General features: G+C 59.7%; 25 protein-coding genes. 11 read left to right on the top strand and 14 right to left on the bottom strand.

Annotated features, from left to right (window positions below; all coding sequences use genetic code 11):
* Positions 1-20: 20 nt before the first annotated feature.
* Positions 21-815: an AraC family transcriptional regulator gene (locus AB4O16_RS19250; RefSeq protein WP_460155556.1), complete on the bottom strand. Its 795-nt coding sequence runs from the start codon at positions 813-815 to the stop codon at positions 21-23.
* Between the two features lie 97 nt (positions 816-912).
* Here AB4O16_RS19250 and AB4O16_RS19245 point away from each other — a divergent pair, with 97 nt between their 5' ends.
* The gene (locus tag AB4O16_RS19245; protein WP_460155555.1) at positions 913-1800 is read left to right on the top strand and encodes a DMT family transporter; all 888 of its coding nucleotides are present in this window, start codon (positions 913-915) and stop codon (positions 1798-1800) included.
* An 89-nt stretch (positions 1801-1889) separates the two neighbouring features.
* Here AB4O16_RS19245 and AB4O16_RS19240 read toward each other — a convergent pair whose 3' ends face one another.
* The 3 genes from AB4O16_RS19240 to AB4O16_RS19230 all read right to left on the bottom strand — a co-directional run bounded on the left by AB4O16_RS19240 (position 1890) and on the right by AB4O16_RS19230 (position 3820).
* On the bottom strand, positions 1890-2780 hold the full coding sequence (locus AB4O16_RS19240) for an alpha/beta fold hydrolase (protein WP_460155554.1): 891 nt from the start codon (positions 2778-2780) through the stop codon (positions 1890-1892).
* A 95-nt stretch (positions 2781-2875) separates the two neighbouring features.
* Positions 2876-3181, bottom strand: a complete 306-nt coding sequence (locus AB4O16_RS19235; RefSeq protein ID WP_160390488.1) for a DMT family transporter — start codon at positions 3179-3181, stop codon at positions 2876-2878.
* Positions 3182-3820: an FMN-dependent NADH-azoreductase gene (locus tag AB4O16_RS19230; protein ID WP_460155553.1), complete on the bottom strand. Its 639-nt coding sequence runs from the start codon at positions 3818-3820 to the stop codon at positions 3182-3184.
* A 110-nt stretch (positions 3821-3930) separates the two neighbouring features.
* On the opposite strand from AB4O16_RS19230, the gene AB4O16_RS19225 reads away from it, so the two are divergent.
* The 3 genes from AB4O16_RS19225 (at position 3931) to AB4O16_RS19215 (ending at position 6629) form a co-directional block, all read left to right on the top strand.
* On the top strand, positions 3931-4845 hold the full coding sequence (locus AB4O16_RS19225) for a LysR substrate-binding domain-containing protein (RefSeq protein ID WP_460155552.1): 915 nt from the start codon (positions 3931-3933) through the stop codon (positions 4843-4845).
* 239 nt (positions 4846-5084) lie between these two features.
* Positions 5085-5858: a hypothetical protein gene (locus AB4O16_RS19220; RefSeq protein ID WP_178120859.1), complete on the top strand. Its 774-nt coding sequence runs from the start codon at positions 5085-5087 to the stop codon at positions 5856-5858.
* A 72-nt stretch (positions 5859-5930) separates the two neighbouring features.
* Positions 5931-6629, top strand: a complete 699-nt coding sequence (locus AB4O16_RS19215; protein WP_160390491.1) for a hypothetical protein — start codon at positions 5931-5933, stop codon at positions 6627-6629.
* 89 nt (positions 6630-6718) lie between these two features.
* Here the strand turns inward: AB4O16_RS19215 and AB4O16_RS19210 are convergent, their stop codons facing one another.
* A complete protein-coding gene (locus AB4O16_RS19210) occupies positions 6719-8788 on the bottom strand; it encodes an AsmA family protein (protein ID WP_460155551.1) in 2070 nt (689 codons plus the stop codon).
* Between the two features lie 386 nt (positions 8789-9174).
* On the opposite strand from AB4O16_RS19210, the gene AB4O16_RS19205 reads away from it, so the two are divergent.
* The 7 genes from AB4O16_RS19205 to AB4O16_RS19175 all read left to right on the top strand — a co-directional run bounded on the left by AB4O16_RS19205 (position 9175) and on the right by AB4O16_RS19175 (position 14304).
* A complete protein-coding gene (locus AB4O16_RS19205; protein WP_160390493.1) occupies positions 9175-9603 on the top strand; it encodes a hypothetical protein in 429 nt (142 codons plus the stop codon).
* Between the two features lie 171 nt (positions 9604-9774).
* Positions 9775-10407, top strand: coding sequence for a TetR family transcriptional regulator (locus tag AB4O16_RS19200; RefSeq protein WP_460155550.1), 633 nt, complete (start codon positions 9775-9777; stop codon positions 10405-10407).
* 180 nt (positions 10408-10587) lie between these two features.
* Complete coding sequence (ureE, locus tag AB4O16_RS19195; protein WP_460155549.1) at positions 10588-11088, top strand: urease accessory protein UreE; 501 nt, start codon at positions 10588-10590, stop codon at positions 11086-11088.
* Positions 11085-11759 (top strand): urease accessory protein UreF, encoded by a 675-nt coding sequence (locus tag AB4O16_RS19190; RefSeq protein ID WP_160390496.1) that lies wholly within the window; start codon positions 11085-11087, stop codon positions 11757-11759. The genes ureE and AB4O16_RS19190 overlap by 4 nt, the downstream gene beginning before the upstream one ends.
* 23 nt (positions 11760-11782) lie before the next feature.
* Complete coding sequence (gene ureG, locus AB4O16_RS19185; protein ID WP_160390497.1) at positions 11783-12397, top strand: urease accessory protein UreG; 615 nt, start codon at positions 11783-11785, stop codon at positions 12395-12397.
* Positions 12398-12424: 27 nt separating this feature from the next.
* Positions 12425-12997, top strand: a complete 573-nt coding sequence (locus AB4O16_RS19180) for a HupE/UreJ family protein (RefSeq protein WP_460155548.1) — start codon at positions 12425-12427, stop codon at positions 12995-12997.
* A 173-nt stretch (positions 12998-13170) separates the two neighbouring features.
* Positions 13171-14304 (top strand): AGE family epimerase/isomerase, encoded by a 1134-nt coding sequence (locus AB4O16_RS19175; RefSeq protein ID WP_160390499.1) that lies wholly within the window; start codon positions 13171-13173, stop codon positions 14302-14304.
* An 18-nt stretch (positions 14305-14322) separates the two neighbouring features.
* Here the strand turns inward: AB4O16_RS19175 and AB4O16_RS19170 are convergent, their stop codons facing one another.
* From AB4O16_RS19170 to amaB, 9 genes are all read right to left on the bottom strand, one after another.
* Entirely contained in the window at positions 14323-15228 is a 906-nt protein-coding gene (locus AB4O16_RS19170) for a cation diffusion facilitator family transporter (RefSeq protein ID WP_460155547.1), read from the bottom strand.
* Positions 15229-15427: 199 nt separating this feature from the next.
* Complete coding sequence (locus AB4O16_RS19165) at positions 15428-16189, bottom strand: SDR family oxidoreductase (protein WP_160390501.1); 762 nt, start codon at positions 16187-16189, stop codon at positions 15428-15430.
* Positions 16190-17019: 830 nt separating this feature from the next.
* Complete coding sequence (locus AB4O16_RS19160) at positions 17020-17736, bottom strand: ABC transporter ATP-binding protein (protein WP_160390502.1); 717 nt, start codon at positions 17734-17736, stop codon at positions 17020-17022.
* Positions 17733-18608 carry an ABC transporter ATP-binding protein gene (locus AB4O16_RS19155; protein WP_160390503.1) on the bottom strand — a complete coding sequence of 292 codons (876 nt, stop codon included), beginning with the start codon at positions 18606-18608 and terminating at the stop codon, positions 17733-17735. Before AB4O16_RS19155 ends, AB4O16_RS19160 begins: the two co-directional genes overlap by 4 nt.
* Positions 18605-19888 carry a high-affinity branched-chain amino acid ABC transporter permease LivM gene (gene livM / locus AB4O16_RS19150; protein WP_110660053.1) on the bottom strand — a complete coding sequence of 428 codons (1284 nt, stop codon included), beginning with the start codon at positions 19886-19888 and terminating at the stop codon, positions 18605-18607. Before livM ends, AB4O16_RS19155 begins: the two co-directional genes overlap by 4 nt.
* Before the next feature lie 3 nt (positions 19889-19891).
* Positions 19892-20806: an ABC transporter permease subunit gene (locus AB4O16_RS19145; RefSeq protein ID WP_160390504.1), complete on the bottom strand. Its 915-nt coding sequence runs from the start codon at positions 20804-20806 to the stop codon at positions 19892-19894.
* A 231-nt stretch (positions 20807-21037) separates the two neighbouring features.
* A complete protein-coding gene (locus AB4O16_RS19140; protein WP_150714594.1) occupies positions 21038-22171 on the bottom strand; it encodes an ABC transporter substrate-binding protein in 1134 nt (377 codons plus the stop codon).
* 362 nt (positions 22172-22533) lie between these two features.
* Positions 22534-23817 carry an L-pipecolate oxidase gene (gene amaA / locus AB4O16_RS19135; RefSeq protein ID WP_150714595.1) on the bottom strand — a complete coding sequence of 428 codons (1284 nt, stop codon included), beginning with the start codon at positions 23815-23817 and terminating at the stop codon, positions 22534-22536.
* 114 nt (positions 23818-23931) lie between these two features.
* Positions 23932-25422: an L-piperidine-6-carboxylate dehydrogenase gene (amaB, locus tag AB4O16_RS19130; RefSeq protein ID WP_160390506.1), complete on the bottom strand. Its 1491-nt coding sequence runs from the start codon at positions 25420-25422 to the stop codon at positions 23932-23934.
* Between the last annotated feature and the right edge of the window lie 8 nt (positions 25423-25430).

The following is a 25430-nucleotide window of genomic DNA, read 5'->3' as shown; positions in this document are numbered from 1 at the left end:
TGGAGTGTAGACAACCCCTGTTACACCTTCCTGTTCTCCAGGTGACTGCGTCGATATTGCTCCGGCGTGCACCCGGCCTGGCGCTGGAACATCGCGATAAACGCCGAGCCGGTGCTATAGCCCATGTCGAAGGCGATTTCCTGAATGCTGCGCTGGCTGTCCAGCGCTTCGATCGCCGCCAGAAACCGCAGACGCTGGCGCCACTCGCCGAAACTCATGCCCAACTCCCGCACGAACTGACGCGCCAGGGTGCGTTCACTGACATGGATGCGTGCAGCCCATTGCGACAGGGGCCGGTTATCCCCGGGCTCGGCCTGCAACGCCTCCAGGATCCCCAACAGCCCGGGGCTGCTGGCATAGGGCAGGTAGCACTCGTGCACCGGCGCCTGTTGCAACTGGTCCACCAGTACCTGGGCCAGACGCTGGTCGGCAACCTGCTCGGGGATTTTCACGTCGCGGGCGGCGAAGTCCTTGAGGATCGCCTTGAGGATGTCGCTGATGGCCAGGGTGCAGGCGCGCGGCGGCAGATCGGCGCAGACCTTGGGTGCCAGGCAGACCGCGCGGTAGTTCACCGGTTGGTGGCTATAGAAACTGTGCTCGATCTGCGGCGGCACCCACACCGCGTATTGCGGTGGCGACATGAAGCGACTGCCCTCGACGTCCATGTGCAGCACGCCATGTGCGGCATACTCCAGCGTCCCCCAGGGATGCCGGTGGGGTGCGGCGTATTCGTGGGCGTCGAAATCGGCGTAGCGGAAGTACACCGCCGAAGGCAGTTCGCTGAATTCCAGCAGGTCGATGTGTTTATTGCTCATGCTGTCCGTCATCAGGGGCCGGTTGTCTGGATCGAAGTATAGGCTTGCATCCAGACAAGCGGATAATTGCCCTTCATTAACGTTCTGGTTTTTCCCGATGCAATACGCTTATCCCCTGCTGGCCATTTTCATCTGGGCCGGCAACACCGTGATCACCAAAATGTCGGCCGGGGCGATCTTCCCCGCCGAGATCGGTTTCTACCGCTGGCTGCTGGCCGGGTTGCTGTTCACGCCCTTCATGCTCAAACCGGTGCTCGCCCATTGGCCACTGATCCGCCCGAACCTGGGCAAGGTGTTTGTCCTCGGCGTTCTCGGCATGGCGGTCTATCAAAGCCTGGCGTACTTCGCCGCCAGCCTGACCTCGGCCACCAACATGGGCATCATCCTGTCGCTGATGCCGCTGATGTCGCTCGCCATGGCGATCATCAGCCTCGGCCAGCGTCTGACCATGGGCGCGCTGGCCGGTGCGGTGCTGTCCTTCACCGGTGTCCTGGTGGTGGTGTCGTCCGGCAGCCTTGGCGCGTTGCTCGAACACGGGGTCAACCTGGGCGATGCGATGATGCTGATCGCCACCCTGGCCTACGCGGTCTACAGCACCCTGTTGAAGAAATGGCAGCTGAAACTGCCGCCGCTGGTGCTCCTGTATCTGCAAGTGCTGGTGGCGGTGGCGGTGCTGTTTCCACTGTTCCTCGCGTCACCGAAAGTCGGCCCGACCCTGCACAACATTCCGCTGGTGTTGTACGCCTGCCTGCTGGCTTCGATGGTCGCGCCACTGGCGTGGATGCAGGCCGTGGTGCGTCTGGGGCCAAGTCGGACCACGCAGTTCTTCAATCTGCTGCCGTTGATTACTGCGCTGATTGCGGCGGTGGTGCTGCATGAACAATTGGCGATGTATCACCTGGTGGGTGGGGTACTGACCCTGGGCGGGGTGATTGTTTCCGAGCGCTGGACGACGGTGTTGGGTCGTAAGGTCAATGTTGCCTGATCCGGCGCCTTCGCGAGCAGGCTCGCTCCCACAGTGGATCGCATTCCATTGTGGGAGCGTGGCTTGCCCGCGATGAACGATAACGCGGCCTAAAGCCCTGCCGCGTTCAGTCGCGCCGCATGCTCGACAAACAACCGGATCGGCTCGGCCCCCTTGCCCACCAGCCCCAGCGACTGATTGACGATATCGAAGTGATCCAGCGGATACTCATCGCCAATCACCGTCCCCAGGTGCGAACTGTAGCGCCCGACCATGCCGTCGCAATGCCCGGCTTCACGGACGAAGGATCTGGCGAACAGCCGGCAACTGCGGTTGGTGCCGTCCAGCAGATTGCGTCCACGATCGGTAATGCCCGGCTGCAAGGTGCCGGACCAGGAGTAATAGCGCACGCCATTGACCTCTTCCGGCCCGTGACCGCCCCAGGTTTCAGGCAAGCCCTGTGGATAACGCTGGTTGAACAACGCCACGCCGGCGGTGGTGAGGGAGTGGTGTGACGCATGGATATCCACCGGCAGCTTCGGCCCGCGGTAACCGGTATCCAGCCACCCCATCAGCGCGCCGATCACCCGCAGCAAAAAGCTCAGCAGACGACCACGCACGCTGTCATGGGGATAATGCTCGTGCAGGTAATCGGCAAGCTCCGAGCCGTGATTCGGCCCCGCCACCGACGTGACCGAAGCGATCAGGTCCGGGCGCTTGGCCGCCGCATAACGGGCGGTCAGCGAGCCCTGGCTATGACCGATCAGGTTGACCTTGGCGGCCCCGGTCTGCCGCAGGATTTCGTCGATACGTGCCAGCAATTGCTCGCCGCGCACTTCGTTCGAATTGAGCGGCGAGACCTGCACGGCGAACACCACCGCACCGCCGTGGCGCAGCGCCTCGACGATCCCGTACCAGTATGGATAAAGCACCAACCGGATGAACCCGAGCATTCCGGGGACCAGCACCAGCGGGTAACGCGGGGCAGAACCTTGCGACATGGGCGGACATCCTTGTGGTCAGGGGTGACGCAAGGCGGCATGCAAGACATCCGCCAAGCATCGCCAGTGAAGATGACAAGTCTATGTCATCCACCCTACTTCAACCCCGCCACCCCCGCGACGATCAGCCCGACCGATACCAGCTTGATCACGCTGAGGCTTTCACCCAACAGCGCGAACCCGAGAAACACCGTGCCCAGCGAACCGATGGCGGTCCAGATCGGGTACGCGATGCTCACCGGCAACTCGCGCATGGCCAGGGTCAGGAAGTAGATCCCGCCCACTGCGGCCACCACCGTGATCAACGAAGGCCAGGGCCGGGTGAAGCCCTCGGCGTACTTCATGCCCATGGCGAAGGTCACTTCGAATCCGGCGGCGACCAGCAGAAACAGCCAGGCCATCTAGAACTCCCCGGCCAGCGCCAGCAAGCGCTGCTCGGCCTCGGCGGAGGATATTTCGAAGGTGCGCTCGGCGGACTCCTCACCCTCGGCAGCCACCACGGTGACATCCGTGATGCCGATGAACCCGAGCACCGTGCGCAGTAGCTTGTCGGCATGGTTCATCGCTTCCAGTTCACCTCCCGGGCCGAAACCGAAGCCGCCACGACTGGTGATGATCAGGGCTTTTTTACCCTGCACCAACGGTTGGTACTGGGCCACGCCATTGTCCAGGGTGTGATCGAAGGTCACCCCGACCCGGACGATCTGATCGATCCAGGCCTTGAGGCCACTCGGCACGCTGAAATTGTGCATCGGCGTGGAAATCAGCAACACATCGTGACCGAGCAGTTCGCCGACCAGTTCGTCACTGAGCGCAAGATCCGCCTGCATCGACAGTGGTCGAGCGTCGGGCTGCGGGTAGAACGCGGCGGCCACGAAGGCCTCGTTCACGGGCGGAATCAGCGCCCGACCGACTTCGCGCCGGGTCAACTGCGAGTGTGGATGACGGGCCTGCCAGGCTGACAGAAACACTTCGGCCAAACGCCGGGAGTGCGAACGGTCACCACGGGGGCTGGCATGAACGGCAAGAATTTTACTCATCTGAATCTCCTCAGGGACTAAACTCAAACGGCTTGTGGCTTGCAGCTTGAAGCGCTCAGCTGCGCGGCCTCAAATGAGTAAAAATCAGTCAGGATGAATTCATTTCATCCGTGGAGTTTTCAATGTTCGCCTCGCTGCCCTTGACCGCCCTGCGCGCCTTCGAATCCGCCTCACGCCTGCTGAGCTTCAAGGCCGCCGCCGAAGAACTGTCCGTCACGCCGACCGCGGTGTCCCATCAGATCCGCTCCCTGGAGAGTTGGCTCGGCGTGCCGTTGTTCGAGCGGCTGCCCCGCCAGGTGCGCCTGACTGATTGCGGCGAACGGCTGTTCCAGAGCCTGCACGGGGCCTTTCTCGAAGTGGCGCAAAGTGTCGATACCCTGCGCCCGCAACGCAGCAGCGCGAACCTGACGGTCTCCACCACCGCCGCCTTCGCCGCGCTGTGGCTGGTGCCACGGCTGGGACGTTTCTACGCCCGGCACCCGAACATCAGCGTGCGCCTCGATACCCACTGCGAAGTCATCGACCTGCATCAGGACGCCAGTGTCGACCTGGTGCTGCGCTACAGCCTCGACAATTACCCCAACCTGTATGGCCAGTGCCTGTTCGATGAGTCCTTCGGTGTCTATGGCTCCCCCGAGCAAGTGGCCCTGGCGTCGAGTCGCACACCGGTGCTGATCAGCGTGCGCTGGCACAATTCCAAGCTCTATGCCCACGGCTGGGAGGCCTGGTGCGCGCGATCCGGTGAAACATGGCTGAACGGCCAGCCCGCCGTGCGTGAATACGACGAAGAACACTACGCCCTGCAAGCCGCGATTGCCGGGCAGGGCCTGGTGTTGGCAAGCAATATTCTTGTGTCGGAGAGCGTGGCCAGTGGCCTGTTGTTGCCATACCGCAGGGACATCCAGGTCGATGGCGCCGGCTACAGCGCACTGTGCGTACCGGGGCGCGAGCGGCATCCGCCGGTTCGAGCGTTTTTTGCGTGGTTGCAGGAGGAGACTCAATTATCCCGCCTATTTCAAAGATAGGAACCTTCGACAACTAAGCAGAGAGTGTACTTATAAAAAACCTCTGCGCCGCCCCCGCAACTCAAACTTCTAGAGACGCCCTCAACTTTAAACCTCATTACACACCGCAGCCCTGCAAGCCAGAATACAAACCAACCAAAACATTAAAAGTAACAACATCAAAATAGACTTTATCTTTATTCAGCTTAATCTTGAGCCGCGACCAAACGATCACCAAAACTCGTTAGAAAGGATTCTATATGAACATTGAACAACGCTTGGAATTTATCAATACGCTCCCCCCTCTTAAACCAGAAGCCATTCGATCTCTTTTATCTCTCAATGAAACACCCACACCTCCACACGATAACAATGGCCCAAATGGATTTGTAACTCCCGACAGTGTGAACATATTTCTCCCGGGGTTCTCTGAAAGCCTCATATCAGATGTCAACCTCTGCAAACTGGTTATGCAGAATGCAGCCGACATAGAGTACCCGGATACCACACAACAGTTTGAATGGTATAAATACTACACAAAAGGATTAAGTGATCTGGGCTGGGTAATTCAAGCCAAAAATCTTCAGGACGTGACTATCAAGGGCATAAACCTGACAATGGACCAAGTCGCCATAGATGTAATAAAAGGACTAATTGGCAACAATGCAAACTTACTGACAAACCTCGCAAAACAAGCCATCACCGCCATCCAGGGTGATGAAAAATTGACCACGTTATTTGAATCAAATAAAAAGCTTGGAAAACAATCAAAGTTCGACATTGCCCCGGCATGGCTTGATAGCAACGGGCAAGCAAATATGGTTTTGAACACCATCGCACTGGACAATCAGGAAAGTACAACAAGCTTCCTGTTCTGGAAGACCACCAAACAATCCACCACCATAAAATCAGGAGCAATGCACACTTATCTGGACAACGCCATTTTTGACGGCTTGCGCGGAGAGCTACGCGAAGTCTTTTTGAACGACGCTAAATCGAAGATCAGGAAGCTCCCAAAACTAAAACCGGCCTAATGCCACATACAGGCCATGTTAAAGTCGACGAAACTTGTCGACTTTAACAATCGAATATATCTGGAGTCCAAAATGCCCACCTCCAATTTAGACCTCTACATTGTCAGCGGCAATATTGTTATTTTTTCTGGAGAGCACTCCGAAAAATTCAAAAATGACATTTTACATTCAAGCCTCACCGGCCATTTAGTAGCCGACACTAATAGCACCAACAGCGATGAGGTGTGGTCCACCTATACAAAAACTGTCGCAGACCTGAGCTGGGTGACCTGCAGCCTGGATCAAACCAACACTCGCTCCAGCGAAGAAAGTTTGTACACTATCTCGCTGCAAGCTTATGGCGATGTACTTTCAGAGAACGATCGACAAACACTTGACCATGCGTTTTCCGTACTGAAGGAGCAGCCCAAGGATTCGCCATCAATATTGGCCCTAACTACCCGCTTTAACGCTCACACAACTACAAGCTACCAGGATAACAAAAAAGGCGACACTTCAGAAAAAAAGACGAGCACTGGCATCCTATTGACCTTTATCAACCACGAAAAAACCGTGCACACACTGAGAATTACTATCGAGAGCGGTCAATATCTCGATATCGGCATTTTGAACAACCCTGTGCTCGATACAACCAACAAAGATGACTTTAATACCTGGCTATTATCCAGCACTTTTGACGAGTCCACGTACGAAGACCTCAGAGTTGACGTTGACGCATATCTCGATAACAGTATTACTGCCGAAATAATTCGAATCCAAGATTCTCGGTAATTTTTTGGCACCGACAAAAAGAAACCTTATACAGGCAGCACAGCACTTCGAGATACTTAGTGAAGTGCTGTAGGATCATAGAATTGGCGTCAGTACTCCACAGTCTTCGGCGCCTTGCCCGCCTTCATCTGCTCCAACAATGGCGCACATTGATTCGGCTCGCCCCCACTCGGAGCCACCAGCGCCAGCAACCCTGCCGCTGGTGCGGCGATCACGCCCAGCGCCACCATCCCGGCGCCGCGCAGTATCAGCGGCACGGCCTTGACCCCGGCATCGGGCTTGATGAACTTGCCGCGCACATACAGCGGCGAGCGCAATGAAATCAGGCGCCAGCCCTTGGATTCCGGGGTGATGGTCAGGTCCAGTTGTTCGGTCGCCATGTTCGCGGTGCCGTCGATGTAGACGATGGCGTTCTCGGTGTCGAACACAAACAGGCGAGTAGTTGCCAGGCCGGACTGGATACCGAAGTCGGCCGCCGCGCAGTTGATCTTCACTTCTTTGTCGCCAAAGATCTTGCCGACCACATAGTTGCCGACGTTCAGCCCCGCCAGTTCCATCAGTTCGCGACTGATGGCGCCATCGTTGATGATCATCTTCAAATTGCCATTGGCGCTGCCCAGCAGCTTGGCCACCGAGTTGCCGCGCCCGGTGATATCCGCGTCGCCATTGAGTTCGCCAAAACTGGTTTTCATCGGCTCAAAACCGGGGAACAGCTGTTTGAGCTTGAAACCTCGCGCCGTGAGCCTGGCCTTGCCTTCCAGGGGATCGGTATGGCCATTCAGGCGAATCTGCGCATCCAGCTTGCCGCCGGCCACGCCGAAGCGCAGCGGCTCGAGGCTGAGCACGCCATCGGTGAGCACCAGATGGGTATAAAGGTCGTTGAACGGCAGTTTTTCACTGTGCACGATGCGCTTGCCGGTGAACTCGACATCGGCGTCCATATCGCGCCAGCGATCGGTCTTGAACTCTTCGACCGGCAGCACTTTGTCCGTCGGTTGTTTACTTTCACCACCACGGGCCTTCTGCTCGGCGTTGGAGTCGGCGCCAATCAGCGGCGCGAGGTCCGCGAACAGCAATTGATTGGACAGCAATGAGCCGCTGAGTTTTGGCCGTGGCTGACTGGCCACATAAGTCAGATTGCCGTGGATGTCGCTCTCGCCGATCTTGCCGTTGAAGTCTTCATAGCGAAACTGCGCGCCACCGGTGTCATGCAGCTTGGCGACCAGGTGGCCGTCGGTGGCATAGGGGGGTGTATCCGGCAGGATCACGCCGGTCAGCGGGTAGAGGTTGCCCAGGCTGGTGCCGGCCAGTTTCAGGCGCAGGTCCAGAGCGCCGAGATTCAGCGGATCAGTCAGGGTGCCCGCCAGTTCGACGCTGGAATCAGCGATCTTCACCTGGGCCTGCAGCGGAAACGGCCGCGCCGAGTCCTGCAGCGCCAACAGCCCGCCAATCTTGCCCTGGCCCGCAAGTTTCTGGCCGTGGTACTGGCCGTTGACCTTGAGGGCGAACGCGTAATCCTGGGGGGACGAGCCCTTTTCCTGAGCGGTTTTCGCCGCTTTGTCGCCGACGATGTCGCTGAACGGAATCGGCTTGCCCAACGGATCGATCAGCACATCGAGTTGAGTCTTCAGGTTCTGGTCGTCGAGCATGACGTGGCCCTTGTCGAAACCGATCGCGCCGATATCCACCACCCAACTGGAAGGCTCGGCGTTCGGATCTATCGGGTCGAACTTGAACGTCCAGTTGGCGCGCCCGTCCGCAAGGCGTTGCAGCCGGGCATTCGGTTCGGTGAGGTCGATACGCGGAATCACCACCCGCTGCGCCAGCAATGCCAAGGGTGAAATACGCAGTTCTACCCGCTTGAGGGTGACCATCTGCGGCTGTTTCGACCAGTCCGGGTTGCCCAGGCTGAGATCCTCGGCCACCACGTGGGGCCACGGCACCCAGGCGCGCCAGCCGCTTTCATCGGGCTCGGACTGCCAGACCACCGACAGATTGCCGTTGATGGCAAAAGCACGGTGCAGCTCTTCGGAAACTTTGGCATTGAGCGGCGGCTTGATCCGGTTCCAGTCGAAGAACACGAGGATCAATACCAGCACCACCAGCAAGGTCAGAAAAGTGGAAAGGGTCCAGACAAACGTCTTTTGGGTGCGCGTCATTGCACAGGGCTCCTGATACGACTGAGCGCCCCGACTGCGGCGCACATGTGAAACGGTGAACCGGAAGCGGCTCGCCATGAAGTCTACGACTGATAAAACACCGGCAGGTTTAATCGAAAGACCGATTTCGCCGAATTCAGCCAGTCCAATACTGACCCATCAGTCATCCAGCGTTACCGGCCCCGCACTTTTGCATGGCACAGGTGAGTCGAAAATACCCAAACCGGTGCAAGGCAACTCGCCGGAAACGCCCGATCTAGAGCCCGCGCAGCAAACAATCAATTCCGTTGATTATTACCATTGCGTTTATGAACTTTTATATCGACTTATCGAGAGTAGCATTGCCCTCGTACCCACTTTTTCGCCCCCCCAAGGAGCAAACAATCATGAAACGCCAATTACTGCTTAGCCTTACCCTCTCAATGCTGGCCAGCACTGCTTTTGCACTGCCTGCCGCTGACCAGGCGACTCCTCAAGTGAAAGACAGCCGCTCCGTGTTCAGCCAGACCATCGCCGCCGATGGTTCCGACCGCACTCCTCAAGGCCAGACCCTTGCCGAAGGCGGTAACGATCGCCTGAAAGAAAAAGGCCTGATCACTCAGGATGGCTCGGACCGTACTCCACAAGGTCAGACCCTGGCTGCTGACGGTTCCGACCGCACCCCACAAGGTCAGACCCTGGCTGCCGACGGTTCCGACCGCACTCCACAAGGTCAAACCCTGGCTGCCGACGGTTCCGACCGCACTCCACAAGGTCAGACCCTCGCTGAAGGCGGTGGTGACCGTGTGATCGAACGCAACAGCGCCCTGAGCTAAGCCCCATGGCCGCCCAGAAAAAAAGCCCAATCCCCGGATTGGGCTTTTGACTTTTCAGCGGTCCGCTTGATCGATATCACATTTCCCCGCTTGATCCCCCACAGGCGTTCGACGCCGGCAAAGCCGATTTGCTAGAGTGCGCCGCGTCCCGTCCAGAAAAACACCCTTGCGATGCTGCCCCGCGCCGAACAGAAACAACAGACCCGTAACGCCCTGATTGACGCTGCCCGGCGCCTGATGGATGGCGGCCGAGGATTCGGCAGCCTGAGCCTGCGTGAAGTCGCGAAAACCGCCGGTATCGTACCGACCGGTTTCTACCGTCATTTCGCCGATATGGATGAACTGGGCCTGGTGCTGGTCAGCGAAGTCGGCCAGACCTTCCGCGAAACCATTCGCCTGGTACGACACAACGAATTCGTGATGGGCGGCATCATCGATGCCTCGGTGCGGATCTTTCTCGACGTGGTCAGTGCCAACCGTTCGCAGTTCCTGTTTCTCGCCCGCGAGCAATACGGCGGTTCGCTGCCGGTGCGCAAGGCCATCGGCCGCTTGCGTGAAGGCATCAGTTCGGACCTCGCGGCGGATTTGTCATTGATGCCCAAGCTGCAGCATCTGGGCATCGCCGACCTGAGCGTCATGGCGGACCTGATCGTCAAAAGCGTGTTCGCCACCCTGCCGGACATCATCGATCCGCCCGCCGAGGCCTTGCCCGAACACCTGACGCCCCAGGCTAAAATCACCCAGCAGTTGCGGTTTATCTTTATCGGCCTCAAACATTGGCAAGGGCTTGGCAGCACCGAATAAACCTGCGGGAGCTTCATCGCCTCAACTTGGTGCGCAAATCAGAAACAGCGCACCAACTTCATCCAAAACCCCTTCCCCTCGCAACTAATCCGACCCATCCCACAGCCATTTCCTACACATCGCGTCGATTGGCAAGCCCCTTGCTCTAGCCTGAGCAATGTCCATTGCTGGAGCCTTCCGATGCTGGTGATTCACCGCAGAATCGACCCTCAACCCGTTTGGGCCGCCGAACTGCACCTGACGTTCGAAGCCCGCAGCAAAAGCCGTTTGCGCTGTTTCAGTGCCGAGGGCGAAGACGTCGGAATGTTTTTGGAGCGCGGCCAGCCGCCGTTGTCTGACGGCGAATGCCTGCGAGCCGAAGACGGGCGGATCGTGCGTGTCTGCGCCCGTCCCGAACAATTGCTGCACGTGACCTGCGCCAACGCTTTCGAACTGACCCGTGCGGCCTATCACCTGGGCAACCGCCATGTCGCCCTGCAAGTTGGCGACGGCTGGTTGCGCCTGCTCGACGACTACGTGCTCAAGGCCATGCTCGAACAACTCGGTGCCGTTGCCGTGAACATCGAAGCGCCGTTCCAGCCGGAACACGGTGCCTATGGCGGCGGCCACCATCATTCGCGCCACGGTGATGAAGACTTCAACTACGCGCCGAAACTGCACCAGTTCGGCGTACGCCCATGAACCCGGCCTGGGCGCTGTTGCGCCTGGCCAGTCCGCAATTGCCGATTGGCGGCTACAGCTACTCCCAAGGGCTGGAAATGGCCGTGGATAACGGCCGCGTTCATGACCCCGACAGCGCCCGACGCTGGATCAGCGATCAACTGCTGTTGAACCTGGCGCGTTTCGAAGCGCCATTGCTGCTGGCTCATTGCGTGGCTGCAACGGCAGAAAACTGGGACGAACTGCTGCAACGCTGCGAAGAACACCGCGCCAGCCGCGAAACCCGCGAACTGCATCAGGAGAGCCGGCAGATGGGCTACTCGTTGCAGCAATTGCTCAATGGCTTGCCGGAACTCGACGCTCCTGCTCGCGCATTTCTCCAACAACGCGCCGAGCCCCATCTGGCCCTGGGTTGGGCGTTGGCCGCGCGCGCCTGGCAGATCAACCCGCAGGACGCCCTGGCCGCGTGGCTATGGAGCTGGCTGGAAAACCAGTTGGCGGTGTTGATGAAAACCTTGCCATTGGGCCAGCAAGCCGCCCAGCGCCTGACCAGCGAACTGTTGCCGCTGCTTCAACAAGCCCAACACAACGCCACGCAAATCGATCCCGACCATTACGGCAGCGCCGCTTTCGGCCTGTCCCTGGCGTGTATGGCCCATGAGCGCCAATACAGCCGTCTGTTCCGTTCCTAGGGCCCCTTGTTTTGGAGAATCACATGAACACACAACCCCTGCGCGTCGGCATCGGCGGCCCGGTCGGCTCCGGCAAAACCGCGCTAACCCTGGCCCTGTGCCTGGCCCTGCGCGAGCGCTACAACCTGGCCGTCGTCACCAACGACATCTACACCCGCGAAGACGCCGACTTTCTGGTGCGCAACCAAGCCCTGGCGCCGGAACGCATCATCGGCGTGGAAACCGGCGGCTGCCCGCACACGGCCATCCGCGAAGACGCCTCGATCAACCTCGAGGCCGTGGATCAACTCAATCGCCGTTTTCCGGGACTGGACTTGATCCTGGTGGAGTCCGGTGGCGACAACCTCTCCGCGACCTTCAGCCCGGAACTGTCCGACCTGACCATCTACGTGATCGACGTTTCGGCCGGCGACAAGCTGCCGCGCAAGGGCGGGCCGGGGATCTGCAAGTCCGACCTGCTGGTGATCAACAAGATCGACCTCGCGCCTCTGGTAGGGGCGTCGCTGACGCTGATGGACAGTGACACCACGCGCATGCGCAACGGCAAGCCGTTCGTGTTCAGCAACCAGAAAACCGGCCAGGGTCTGGAACAGATCATCGCCTTCATCGAACGCCAGGGCTTGCTGACCGCGGCCTGATCACGACTTCAACAAGGAAGCTTATCCATGACACTCAAACGCATTCTGGGCGCCCTGGCCCTGCTGCTGACGCCGGCCCTCGCCTTCGCCCATCCGGGGCACGGCGACAATGGTTTGATCGCCGGTATCAGCCATCCGATCGGTGGTCTCGATCATTTGCTGGCGATGCTCGCGGTCGGTCTGTGGGCGGCGCAACAGCAAGGCGCTGCACGTTGGGCGCTGCCGTGCACGTTCGTTGGCACCATGTTGATCGGCGGGATGTTGGGTTTTGAAGGGTTGAACCTGCCGGCGCTGGAAAGTGGGATTGCTGCTTCCGTCCTGGCTTTGGGCCTGGCGGTTGCGTTGGCAGTGCGTCCACCGTTGGTGTTGGCGGTGGGTGCGACGGCGTTGTTTGCGTTGTTCCATGGCGTGGCGCATGGTCTTGAGCTGCCGGACATGTCGAGTCCATGGGCGTATGCCGCAGGGTTTGTCGCGGCGACAGCGGTGTTGCATGTGGCGGGTTATGTGCTGGTGCGGGTGTTGCCGCAGGCCGCAGCGCCTCTTGTGCGACTGGCGGGCGCGGCTTCGGCGGCGACCGGGGTGTGGTTGCTGGCGGGTTAATTCTCCAGTGCCTGAATTGGCCTCATCGCTGGCAAGCCAGCTCCTACAATGGATCTTTGTGCACGGGACCATTGTGGGAGCTGGCTTGCCAGCGATGGCGGCCGGACAAACACCACAACTCTCAGGCCTGCTAACATGTCGCGCAATCGCCCCTGCCGTGACGACGCCAGCCAATGCCGCCTGTTTCCCGCTCCGCTTCCCAGCCTCAATTGACCGCCCTGTTCACCTCGGTGCAACAGCACTTCCTGAACGTCATCGTGCCGCTCTGGCAAGGTCCGGGCTGGAATGCCGACATGGCGCTGCCCTATGAGGCGCTGGATGCCGAACACCGGCCGCTGCCACCGCAACGCTACCGGGCCATGGCCTGTGCACGGCAGTTGTACCTGTTCGCCAGCCTGATCGGTCAGGTGCCGGGCGCCGAAGAGCGGGCCGCCGCGTTGTTCCGTTCCTTGCAGCGACACTTCCACGACGCCGAGCATGGCGGCTGGTTCTACAGCGTCGATGCACAGGGCGCGCCGCTGGATCAGCGCAAGGACCTCTATACCCACGCCTTCATCCTGTTCGCCTGCGCCCATTACTGGGACAAGGTCCGCGAGCCATTGGTCGAGTCGGTACTCAACGCCTCGCTGGAAGTGATTGCGCAGCGTTTCGCCACGGACGACGGTCTGTACGAAGCCACGCTCGACCGCGACTGGGCATCGCTGGGCAGCGGCCCGTTGCAAAACCCGTTGATGCACCTGGCCGAAGCGTTCCTCGCCACCCTGTCGGTGCGTGAAGACCTCGACGTGCAGCAGGCGCTCGTCGAGTTATGCACAGCCATGCACGCGCGCTTCATCGATCCGCAACGTGGCGTGTTGATGGAGAAGCCGTTGGGATCTGTGGACAACTGGTTCGAACCAGGCCATCAGTTCGAATGGTATTTCCTGCTGGAATCCTCGGCGCTGTTACGCCAGTCGACGCTGCATGCCGATCTGGAGCGGGCTTTCGCCTTTACCGAGCAAATGGGCGTCGATCAACAGACTGGCGCCGTGCGGGCGATGCTCGACTTCGCCGCGGATGGCAGCGTGCGGGACGCCACGCAGCGCATCTGGGCGCAGGCCGAATACCTGCGCGCACTGACGCTGCGACCGGACAGCGAAGCCGATGTTTTGCGCCAGTTGCAGGCGTTGCAGCAACGTTCGCTGCACGCAGGCGGGTGGTACGAATGCCGTGATGAGCACGGTGAAGTCAGCCGCCGCGACATGCCGTCGACCACGCCTTATCACCTGGCGACCTGTTACCGCGGGTTGGCGGAGTACCTCGACTGATGTCGAGGTGCACTCCCATCACTCAATCCACTTGCGATCCCCGGTAAAGCTGATGGTCAGCCATCGCGCAGCGTCCGGTTCGCCGAGCTTTGCGGATATTTCCTCGCGCAGGCTGTCCAGTTGCCCCACACCGTCCAGCCAGTAATCCTTCGGCAATACGATGTGAATCTCGATGAAGCAGGCCCTGCCGTGTTTCTGCACGTAGGAGATGTAATCGTCGAAACCATGCTCGACCTTCGCCACCTCCATCACCTGACGCACCTTGTCGTCCAACTGGTCCGGGACGATCCCCAACACATCGCGCAAGGCCGGCCCGAGGATTTTGAACGCCGGAGGAAGCATGCCCAAGGCCAGCAGGATCAGGATCATCGGATCGACATACACCGCCCACTTGTCGTAACCCTGAGTCCTGAGCAGCAACGCGATGAGGAAACTCACCAGCAGCCCCGCCGACAGCATCGCGTCCACCAGCCAACTGATGTTGTCGAACCGGATCAGCGATGAATTGAGCGTGCGATTGCGATGGCGGACGTAGAAGAAATAAATGAACTCAACGACAGTGAAGAACGCCGCGTAGAAGATCACCAGACCGAGTTCGACCTCGCGGCCACCGCTGATGATGCCGAACACACCGTTGAGAAAGGCATAAATGGCGACCAGGAATATGAAACAGCCTTCGATCACCAGCACCATGGGTTCCAGATGCCAGGAACCGAACTGGAAGCGTTGATTGCTTTCCTTGGCGATCAGTCGGGCGGTGATCAGCATCAGCACCTTGATGAACGCCGCGATCAACGAAAAGAAGCCATCGAACAGGATGGATTGAGCGCCCGAAACAAACCCGGTGATGATCCCGGCGAATGTCACGGCGAGCATCAGGAAGGTCGATTGCTTGAGCAGCGACTGCTCGCCTCGATTACTCACTGGATCTCCTCTAATACCTCTAGACCGCCGGGTGTGGCGGGCTGCTTGAGGGAGGAGTCTAGCTGATGTCCTGCACCGGCTGCGCCGACGCCATCGCGAGCAAGCTCGCTCCCACAGTGGGTCAAGGTGCACACAAATTGTGTGGACGACACAAAATCCTGTGGGAGCGAGCTTGCTCGCGATTGGCCGTGACTCGGTCTTAAGACTTACGCTCGATAGCAAACCCGGCCCAGGTCTGGCTCACGGGCATCAGCTCCAGGCTGTTGATATTGATGTGCGCAGGCGCATTGAGCACCCAGAAGATGGTGTCAGCGATGTCCTGCGGCTGAATCGGCTCGGCGCCGGCGTAAGTGGCGTTGTAGCGCTCCTGGTCACCGGCAAAACGCACCAGCGAGAACTCGCTCTCGCACAGGCCCGGCTCGATGTTGCTGACCCGTACGCCCGTGCCTTGCAGGTCGCAGCGCAGGTTCAGGGAGAACTGTTTGACGAACGCCTTGGTCGCGCCATAGATGTGGCTGCCCGGGTACGGATAGTTGCCGGCGATGGAACCCAGGTTGACGATACCGGCCCCACGCCCATGGGCGATCAGGCGTGGCAACAGCAGGCGGGTGCTGTACATCAGGCCCTTGACGTTGGTATCGACCATGGTGTCCCAATCGTCCAGGTCGCACTTGGGCGCCGGATCGACACCCAGGGCCAGCCCGGCGTTGTTGATCAGCCCGCGCAGCTTGGCAAAGGACGGCGGCAGATTGGCAATCGCCTCCTCCATGGCCTTGCGATCACGCACATCGAGCACCAGGCCATGGACTTCGGTCTGCTTCGACAGCTCGGCGCACAGCGCATTGAGGCGCTCTTCACGACGGCCTGTCAGCACCAGTTTCCAGCCGGCCTCGGCAAAACGACGGGCACAGGCTTCACCAAAACCGGAGGTCGCGCCGGTAATAAACAGGGTGTTGGACATCGTGTTCTCCTTGCTTCGGCTGATCGCCAGCCATTGGAATAGAAAATCAGCAGGCAGCATGCCCGGCCTTGCCCATAGCGGCAACCGCACTTTCTGTATAAAAAACAACCAATCCTCGCAAACCCTTTACCCGCTTGGCCTACAGCCATGTGCGCGCACGTTATCCACAGGCCGGTCCACAGTCTTTGGGGGCAAGTGGAAAAGCTGCAAGCCGCTATCCACAAGGCTTTGCGCGGTTTTTTGAAACTTTTTTGCTTGACCCTCGATAGCCTGCCGTGTAGCCCCTCGCGATTTTCATGACTGACGGGTCAAACCGACGATGGCGCCAAGCCAGTAACCACGGCCTTCAGCCGGGTCTTTCCAGAGTTTAACCACAGACTTATCCACAGGCTTGTCCACGCCGATTTCACTCACTTTCATCACCAATAAAAAGGTTGACAAAGCGTCCCTCAAGTTGCGTAAAAGCGCCTGATCAAAAAACAACCATCACTCTGCACGCCACGGGTTTAAAGGCCTGCAGCCAGCTACTCCCACGTTATTCACAGCCGGTTCCACAGCAAACGGGGACAAGTCAAAACCGTGACAAAACAATTATTTGCAGCGGCTTTATGTCGCGGTTCAGGAGCTTGGGAATATTGTTTTCCACAATTTCCTGTGGGAGCGAGCCTGCTCGCGATGGGCGTCAACGATAACGCGAACATTCTGGATAAATGCGTTGTCCTGGGGATCTTCGCGAGCAGGCTCGCTCCTACAGGGGATTTGCGGTGTTTGGGGGGATGTAAAAAAGCCCCGACGCTTGCGCACCGGGGCTTGTGTATAACCACTAAAACTCAGTGCCCGCCAAGATAGGCGTTACGCACATCCTCGTTGACCAGCAGCTCCTTGCCGCTACCGGTCATGCGGATTTCGCCGTTGACCATCACGTACGCCCGGTCCGACAACCGCAAGGCGTGGTTGGCGTTCTGCTCCACCAGGAAGATGGTCATGCCGGTCTTGGCCAGTTCCCGCAGGGTCGCGAAGATCTGTTTCACCACGATTGGCGCCAGGCCCAGGCTCGGCTCATCGAGCAGCAACAACTTCGGCCGGCTCATCAGGGCGCGGGCGATGGCGAGCATCTGCTGCTCGCCGCCGGACATGGTCATCGCCCGCTGGGTACGCCGCTCTTCGAGCCGCGGGAACAGCTCGAACATGCGCTGCATGTCCTCCTTGGCGTACTTGTCACCGATCGGGATGGTGCCCATCAGCAGGTTTTCCTCGACGGTCATGTCGGGGAACACCCGCCGCCCTTCCGGCGATTGCGCGATGCCGTTGGAGGCGATGTAGTGGGACGACTTGTGGGTAATGTCCACGCCCTGGTAGAGGATCTGCCCGTCCGCCGCCCTTGGCTGACCGAAGATCGACATCAGCAGGGTCGACTTGCCGGCGCCGTTGGAGCCGATCAGGCTGACGGTTTCCCCTTCGTTGATGTGCAGCGAGACTTTTTTCAGGGCCTGGATCGGCCCGTAGAACACGTCCAGGTTCTTGAGTTCGAGGATGGGTTGGCTCATAGCACCACTTCCTCTTCATCGGCGCCCAGGTAGGCCGCAATCACTTTCGGGTCGTTGCGAATCGCATCGGGTCCGCCCTCGGCGATGACGATGCCGTGGTCCAGCACCACGATGTGGTCGGAAATACTCATCACCATGCCCATGTCGTGTTCGATCAGCACCACGGTCAGATCGTGCTCGTCGCGCAGCAGCCGGATCATCGCGCTCAGCGCTTCGGTTTCCTGAGGGTTGAGGCCGGCGGCCGGTTCGTCCAGGCAGATGATCTGCGGACGGGTGCACATGGCACGGGCGATTTCCAGGCGGCGTTGCTGACCGTAGGACAGCTCGCCGGCCAGGCGGTTGGCGCAGTCCACCAGGTCCACCACTTCCAGCCAGTAGAACGCGTGGTCGAGCGCATCGCTTTCGGCCTTGCGATAGCCCTTGGTATTGAGGATGCCGGCGAGCATGTTGCGGTTGACCCACATGTGCTGCGCCACCAACAGGTTTTCCAGCACCGACATTTCCTTGAACAGGCGAATGTTCTGGAACGTCCGCGCCAGCCCGGCACGGTTCACCAGGTGGGTGCCGCCGAACATCTTGTAGCGGAGCCGGCTGATGAAGCTTTTGGGCGAGACGAAATCGGTCGGTTTGAACGATTCGCCGAGCAACTTGATGACGTTGGTCTGCTCGCCACGCACATTGAGTTCGATCTTGCCGCCGGAGGCTTTGTAGAAACCGGTCAGGCAGTTGAACACCGTGGTCTTGCCGGCGCCATTGGGGCCGATAAGGGCGAAGATCGAGTTACGCTTGACCTGCAGACTGACGTCATTCAACGCCTTGATGCCGCCGAAGTGCATCATCAGCTTTTCGACACTGAGTACGACTTCGCTCATGGCGCTACTCCTTTACGCGGGGTCACACCGGTACGGCTGATCCGAATCAGGCCGCGCGGTCGCCAGATCATCATCAACACCATCAGGATGCCGAACAGCAGCACGCGGTATTCGGCGAAACCACGCAGCAGCTCCGGGGCCACGGTCAATACGAAGGCCGCGATGACCACACCGATGGTCGAGCCCATGCCGCCGAGTACCACGATGGCGAGGATCAGGGCCGATTCGAAGAAGGTGAACGAGGTCGGGTTTACAAAACCCTGGTAGGTGGCGAAGAACACCCCGGCCAGACCGGCCGTCGAGGCACCGATGGTGAACGCCGAGAGCTTGACCAGCACGTGGTTCAGGCCCATGGAACGGCAGGCGATCTCGTCTTCACGCAGGGCTTCCCAGGCGCGGCCTACAGGCATGCGGGTCAGGCGATGCTTGATGTACAGCACGGCCAGTACCACCAGGAACAGCACCGCGTAGATGAAGTAGTACTTCACGTCCGGGTTGTAGGTGAGGCCAAAGAACTCATGGAAGGGCACGCCACCATCCTTCGCTCGCTTGCCGAATTCCAGGCCGAAGAAGGTCGGCAGCGGTGCCGGCATGCCGTTCGGGCCGCCAGTCAGCGACAACCAGTTGTTGAGGATCAGGCGGATGATTTCACCGAAGCCCAGGGTCACGATCGCCAGATAGTCACCGTGCAGTCGCAGCACCGGGAAACCGAGGATGCAACCGGCCAGGCCGGCGGTGATCGCCGCCAGCGGCAGCACCGTCCAGAAACCCAGGCCCAGGTATTGATAACCGAGCGCCAGACCGTAGGCACCGATGGCGTAGAACGCCACGTAACCGAGGTCGAGCAGGCCGGCCAGGCCGACCACGATGTTCAGCCCAAGCCCCAGCAGCACATAGATCAGCCCGAGGATGACCACGCCCAACAGGTAGGAGTTGGAGAAAAACGGGAACACCACGGCGATCACGATGACCAGCGGGATGATCCAGCGCAGCCGCGACTTGTAGTCGGGCGCCAGCACATGCACGCCGGAGCCTGTCGATTCAAAGCCTTCGAGGATTTTCAGGCCCTTGGGTGTCTGCAGGAACATGCTCAAGGCAAAGCGGCCGGCCATGACGATCGCCACGATCCAGGCCACCCGGGTGGTTTCCAGGTTGAAGCCATAGCCATCGAGAACGACGCCGACAATCGGCCCGAACACAATCAGGGCAATGAGGCCGGCAAGAATCGCGTCAACCAGACTTTTTTTGATATCAATGGTTTTTTTAGTGGTTGAAGACATCGCTTACACCTTCGACACAAGAGGACGGCCGAGCAGGCCTTGAGGCCGAAAGACCAGAACGAGGACCAGCAGCGAGAAGCTGAAAACGTCTTTGTAGTCCGAGTTCACCAGACCGGAAAACAGCGACTCGGAAATGCCGAGAATGATCCCGCCGAGCATCGCGCCGGGCAGTGAGCCAATCCCGCCGAGCACCGCGGCGGTGAACGCCTTGATCCCGATGATGAAGCCGGCATAGAAGTCGAATGTGCCGTAGTTCATGGTGATCAGCACGCCGGCCAGGGCCGCCATCGCTGCACCGATGATGAACACGTAGGAAATCACCCGGTCGGTGTTGATCCCCAGGATCGAAGCCATCTTGCGGTCTTGCTGGGTTGCACGGCACATGCGGCCGAGCTTGGTGTACTTGATGATGTAGGTCAGCAGGCCCATCCCGACAAACGCGGCGATCAGGATGAAGACCTTGGTGTAGGTCAGCTGAACGAAACCGGTACCGATCTCAACGCGCCAGGCACCCGTAAGCAAAGTCGGAACGCCTTGTTGCTTCGCGCCCTGGGCGATCTGTGCGTAGTTTTGCAGGATCAGGGAAATACCGATGGCGCTGATCAGCGGTGCCAGGCGGGTGGAGTTACGCAGGGGTTTGTAGGCGACACGCTCGATCACCCAGCCATACACCGCCGTGACGACGATGGTGAAGATCAGTGTGCCAAGCATCAGCAGCGGGAAAGATTCGATACCGAAGTAAGCCAGCAGAGCCAGACTGATCGCCGCGAGGTAAGCGGAGATCATGTAAACCTCGCCGTGGGCGAAGTTGATCATGCCGATGATGCCATAGACCATTGTGTAGCCGATGGCGATCAGGCCATAGACCGACCCGAGGGTCAGGCCATTGACCAGTTGCTGCAGGAAAATACCATCCATAACGCAATCTCACGCAATGAGAACCTGCACATGTGGCTGTGCGGTTCTTCTAAGGAAAATACAGATATACGTCGGAGCAATGTCAGTCACGATCAGGCCGCCCCCCTGTAGGAGCTGGCTTGCCAGCGATAGCGGTGTATCAGCCAACATGGATGTCGACTGATCTGGCGCCATCGCGGGCAAGCCCGCTCCCACAAGGGAACTGTGGGGTTCAGCCGATCGGGTCAGCCCTTACTTCTGTTTTTCCAGCTGGTGGTATTTGCCGTCCTTGTCCCACTGGTAAACCACGTAGTCGGAGATTTTCAGGTCGCCCTTGCTGTCCCAGGTCTTCTCGCCCATGACGGTCTTGACCGGGTTTTTCTTCAGCCATGCTGCCGCGTCTTCGCCCTTGTTGGACTTGGCGCCGTTGAAAGCTGCAGCCAGGGTCTGCACCGAAGCGTAGGCGTACAGGGTGTAGCCTTCAGGTTCGGTACCAGCCTTGCGGAAGGCGTCTACCACAGCCTTGCTGTCTGGCAGCAGGCGTGGGTCGGCGCCGAAGGTCATCAGCACGCCGTCAACGAATTGCGGACCGCCAGCGGTGGTCACCAGTTCGTCGGTCACGATGCCGTCGTCGGACATGAACTTGACGTCCTTGAGGCCTTGCTCACGCAGTTGGCGCACCAGAGGACCGGCTTCCGGGTGCAGGCCACCGAAGTAGACGACGTCAGCGCCGGCACCGCGGATCTTGGTCACGATGGTGCTGAAGTCTTTCTCGCCACGGGTCAGGCCTTCATACAGCACAGGCGTTACACCGCGCTTGACCAGTTGAGCCTTGGTGGCATCCGCCAGGCCTTGGCCGTAGGTGTCCTTGTCGTGCAGCACGACAACTTTCTTGCCCTTGAGCACGTCAACGATGTAGTCGCCGGCCACGATGCCTTGCTGGTCGTCACGACCGCACATACGGAACATGGCGCTCAGGCCGCGCTCGGTAACGGCCGGGTTGGTGGAGCCCGGGGTGATGGCGATGATGCCCGCTTCGTCATAGATCTCGGAGGCCGGGATGGTCGACGAGGAGCAGAAGTGACCGACCACGCCGGCGACTTTCTGGTTGGTCAGGTCTTTGGCGACCGTCACGGCCTGCTTCGGTTCGCAGGCGTCATCGCCCTTGACCAGGACGATTTTTTCCCCGTTCACGCCGCCCGACGCGTTGACCGCATCGGCCGCCGCCTGTGCACCCTTCATGTACTGTTCGCCAAATGCCGCGTTGGCGCCGGTCATTGGTCCCGCTACGCCGATCTTGATGTCAGCCTGAGCAAACGCAGAAACACCCAACGCAGTTGCCACTGCGAGGGCCAGAAAACCTTTCTTGTAAAACGTCTGGGACATGAGGTGGTGCTCCATGGTTTTTTTAATTGGCACTGCGACTTCACTGAATGCTCAGAGCAAGGGCCGTGCCATCGGTTTTTTATTCTGAAAAAAGTCGCTGCTTTCTTGTTATTTCGACTGTTTCGGACCCATTTTCATAGGGCGTGCAACCGTCTAAACCGCGGCAGGTAAAACCATTATTTTTTTGAGGCGCAACCCGCATGCGCCATCATTGCAACCGCGCCTTTAAACGAAGTGCAACCAGCCTGTAACAACGTGCGTCACCGAAGTGCACACTGCTGGTGCGGGACTGCTACAACCCGCACCACTACAGGCTAGCTGCTGATCGAAAAAGCGCCGCTTTCCACTGCAAAAATCAACCTTCAGATCACGATCCGCAGGCACTGGCCTGCGTGATACAGCGAGAACCCCGCCTCGTACAGACAGCTGCGCAACCCCACCCCGGCCAATGGCTGCATGGGCGCAAAGGGAATCGGTAGCGCTTGAGGATTTCCGTTACACAGGTAATCGGCGAAGGCCTTGCCGACCACTGTTCCCGTGGTCACGCCCCGGCCGTTATAGCCGGTGACTGCCACCAAACCGGGCGCCGGCTCGAACAGACGCATCAAATGATCGGGGGTGAAGGCGATGCAACCGGTCCAGGTGCACTCCCACTCCACCTGTTTGAGGTAGGGGAAATAGTGCTGCTGCACCCGGTCGGCCCAGGCCTTGAGAAACCAGGCCGGCTTCTGATTGCCATTGCCGAGGCTGCCCAGCAGCAGGCGCCCGTCTTTATCCCGACGAATACTGCTCAGGACCTGACGGGTATCCCAGGAACCCTGGCCGCCCGGAAGAATTTGCTGCGCAGCCTCCTCGGTCAGCGGCACCGAGGCCACCTGATAGTAATAACCGGGGAAGAAATTGCGCCGCAGCTCTGTCCAGTCGCCTTCGGTGTAGGCATTGGAGGCAATCACCACTTTCTCGGCCATGACCGAACCCTGGGCGGTTTGCACCGACCAGCGCTGGCCCTGGCGTTCGAGCCGGGTAACCGGGGAATGATCGAACAACTGACCACCCAGACCGATGGCTGCCTTGGCCAGCCCCGTGGTGTAGGCCATCGGATTGAGCGTGCCGGCGCGGCGATCGAGCAGCGCGGCGGCGATCTTTTTCGTGCCGGTTGCTTGCTCGCAGGCCTGACCGGTGAGCAATTCCACCGGTGCGCCGCGACGCTTCCATTGCTCTTCCCTACTGCGCAGATCGGCTTCGCCACGGGCGTTGTGCGCCATGTGCAGCGTGCCTTCGCGGCGCAACTGGCAATCGATGTTGTATTTATCCACAAGGCTGAACACCAGGGACGGCGCCGCACCCAGCATGCGGTTGAGCTGGCTGCCGACTTCGCTGCCAAACCCGGCCTCGATCTCGTCCGGGGGAATCCACATCCCGGCATTGACCAGCCCGACGTTGCGCCCCGAGCCACCGTGACCGGCGCGATGGGCCTCGAGCACACAAACACTTTTGCCTTGTTCCAGCAGATGCACCGCTGCCGACAGACCGGTAAACCCGGCGCCGATGACGCAGACATCCACCGTGACCTCACCCTTGAGGGCCGAATTGTCCGGCCTTTGCGGCGTCAGTTTTTCCCACAGACACTCTTCGCGTAACGGCATTGCCAGACTCCAGGCAGAAACCTAACAAACAAAAACAACGCATCGCTGGCAAGCCAGCTCCCACAGGGTTTGTGTACACCTTGTAGGAGCTGGCTTGCCAGCGATGAGGGCCTATCAGTCAAACGTGATCCCTTGAGCCAACGGCAACTCCAGCGAATAGTTCACGGTGTTGGTCTGGCGGCGCATGTAGCCGCGCCATGCATCGGAGCCGGACTCGCGACCGCCGCCGGTTTCTTTCTCGCCACCGAACGCACCGCCGATTTCCGCGCCGCTCGGGCCGATGTTGACGTTGGCGATGCCGCAGTCGCTGCCCACTGCCGACATGAACTGCTCGGCTTCACGCACGTCGGTGGTGAAGATGCACGAGGACAGGCCTTGTGGCACGGCATTGTTCAGGCGCAGGGCTTCCTGGAAGTCGCTGTAACCGACCACGTACAGGATCGGGGCGAAGGTTTCGTGGCACACCACGTCGCTCTGCTCCGGCATTTCGACGATCGCCGGCGACACGTAGTAGGCGTTCGGGAATTGATCCTCGAGCTGACGCTTGCCGCCGAAGACCCTGCCGCCTTCGCTCAGGGCCTGCTCCAGCGAATCCTGCATGTTGTCGAAGCTTTGCTTGTCGATCAGCGGGCCGACCAGGTTGCCTTCCAGCGGATGGCCGATACGTACTTTCGAGTACGCGGCCTTCAGGCGGGTGACGATTTCTTCTTTCACCGATTCATGGGCGATCAGGCGACGCAGGGTGGTGCAGCGCTGACCGGCGGTGCCGACGGCGCTGAACAGGATCGCGCGAACGGCCATGTCCAGGTCGGCGCTCGGGCCGAGGATCATGGCGTTGTTGCCGCCCAATTCGAGAATGCTGCGGGCAAAGCGCGCGGCCACTTTCGGCGCCACTTCGCGGCCCATGCGGGTGCTGCCGGTGGCGCTGATCAGCGCAACGCGCGGGTCATCCACCAGGGCTTCGCCGGCATCGCGGCCACCGATGACCACCTGGCACAGGTGCGCAGGGGCATCGCTGAAATTCTTCACCACGCGGTCGAACAGTGCCTGGCAGGCAAGTGCCGTGAGCGGAGTCTTTTCCGACGGTTTCCACACCACAGGGTTGCCGCACACCAGCGCCAGCGTGGTGTTCCACGCCCAGACCGCGACCGGGAAGTTGAAGGCACTGATCACGCCGACGACGCCCAGCGGGTGCCAGGTTTCGCGCATGTGGTGGCCAGGACGCTCGGAGGCGATGGTCAAACCGTACAGTTGACGGGACAGGCCGACGGCGAAGTCGCAGATGTCGATCATTTCCTGAACTTCACCCAGGCCTTCCTGGGTGATCTTGCCGGCCTCCCAGGACACCAGCTCGCCGAGGTCTGCCTTGTATTCGCGCAGCACTTCACCGAATTGACGCACCAACTCACCACGGCGCGGTGCCGGGACCTTGCGCCACAGTTCGAACGCATGATCTGCGCGACTGATGTGCTGCTCGACTTCAGCCGCGCCTTCCCAGTTCACAGCGGCAATCGTGCTGCCATCGATCGGCGAATGCACCGGCACTTTGCCGTTCTGGTACAGGGCCGGGTTCACACCTAGACGATCAAGCAATGCGGCAACCATGGGTCACT

It is taken from the genome of Pseudomonas sp. S2_H10 (assembly GCF_054668285.1).
This window is presented reverse-complemented; position numbering and strand designations above follow the sequence as displayed.

Excerpts from the sequence above, each read along its gene's own strand:
- AB4O16_RS19250 (WP_460155556.1), bottom strand. The coding sequence starts at position 815 with ATGAGCAATAAACACATCGACCTGCTGGAATTCAGCGAACTGCCTTCG.
- AB4O16_RS19245 (WP_460155555.1), top strand. The coding sequence starts at position 913 with ATGCAATACGCTTATCCCCTGCTGGCCATTTTCATCTGGGCCGGCAAC.
- AB4O16_RS19240 (WP_460155554.1), bottom strand. The coding sequence starts at position 2,780 with ATGTCGCAAGGTTCTGCCCCGCGTTACCCGCTGGTGCTGGTCCCCGGA.
- AB4O16_RS19235 (WP_160390488.1), bottom strand. The coding sequence starts at position 3,181 with ATGGCCTGGCTGTTTCTGCTGGTCGCCGCCGGATTCGAAGTGACCTTC.
- AB4O16_RS19230 (WP_460155553.1), bottom strand. The coding sequence starts at position 3,820 with ATGAGTAAAATTCTTGCCGTTCATGCCAGCCCCCGTGGTGACCGTTCG.
- AB4O16_RS19220 (WP_178120859.1), top strand. The coding sequence starts at position 5,085 with ATGAACATTGAACAACGCTTGGAATTTATCAATACGCTCCCCCCTCTT.
- AB4O16_RS19215 (WP_160390491.1), top strand. The coding sequence starts at position 5,931 with ATGCCCACCTCCAATTTAGACCTCTACATTGTCAGCGGCAATATTGTT.
- AB4O16_RS19210 (WP_460155551.1), bottom strand. The coding sequence starts at position 8,788 with ATGACGCGCACCCAAAAGACGTTTGTCTGGACCCTTTCCACTTTTCTG.
- AB4O16_RS19205 (WP_160390493.1), top strand. The coding sequence starts at position 9,175 with ATGAAACGCCAATTACTGCTTAGCCTTACCCTCTCAATGCTGGCCAGC.
- AB4O16_RS19200 (WP_460155550.1), top strand. The coding sequence starts at position 9,775 with ATGCTGCCCCGCGCCGAACAGAAACAACAGACCCGTAACGCCCTGATT.
- ureE (WP_460155549.1), top strand. The coding sequence starts at position 10,588 with ATGCTGGTGATTCACCGCAGAATCGACCCTCAACCCGTTTGGGCCGCC.
- AB4O16_RS19190 (WP_160390496.1), top strand. The coding sequence starts at position 11,085 with ATGAACCCGGCCTGGGCGCTGTTGCGCCTGGCCAGTCCGCAATTGCCG.
- ureG (WP_160390497.1), top strand. The coding sequence starts at position 11,783 with ATGAACACACAACCCCTGCGCGTCGGCATCGGCGGCCCGGTCGGCTCC.
- AB4O16_RS19180 (WP_460155548.1), top strand. The coding sequence starts at position 12,425 with ATGACACTCAAACGCATTCTGGGCGCCCTGGCCCTGCTGCTGACGCCG.
- AB4O16_RS19175 (WP_160390499.1), top strand. The coding sequence starts at position 13,171 with ATGCCGCCTGTTTCCCGCTCCGCTTCCCAGCCTCAATTGACCGCCCTG.
- AB4O16_RS19165 (WP_160390501.1), bottom strand. The coding sequence starts at position 16,189 with ATGTCCAACACCCTGTTTATTACCGGCGCGACCTCCGGTTTTGGTGAA.
- AB4O16_RS19160 (WP_160390502.1), bottom strand. The coding sequence starts at position 17,736 with ATGAGCCAACCCATCCTCGAACTCAAGAACCTGGACGTGTTCTACGGG.
- AB4O16_RS19155 (WP_160390503.1), bottom strand. The coding sequence starts at position 18,608 with ATGAGCGAAGTCGTACTCAGTGTCGAAAAGCTGATGATGCACTTCGGC.
- livM (WP_110660053.1), bottom strand. The coding sequence starts at position 19,888 with ATGTCTTCAACCACTAAAAAAACCATTGATATCAAAAAAAGTCTGGTT.
- AB4O16_RS19145 (WP_160390504.1), bottom strand. The coding sequence starts at position 20,806 with ATGGATGGTATTTTCCTGCAGCAACTGGTCAATGGCCTGACCCTCGGG.
- AB4O16_RS19140 (WP_150714594.1), bottom strand. The coding sequence starts at position 22,171 with ATGTCCCAGACGTTTTACAAGAAAGGTTTTCTGGCCCTCGCAGTGGCA.
- amaA (WP_150714595.1), bottom strand. The coding sequence starts at position 23,817 with ATGCCGTTACGCGAAGAGTGTCTGTGGGAAAAACTGACGCCGCAAAGG.
- amaB (WP_160390506.1), bottom strand. The coding sequence starts at position 25,422 with ATGGTTGCCGCATTGCTTGATCGTCTAGGTGTGAACCCGGCCCTGTAC.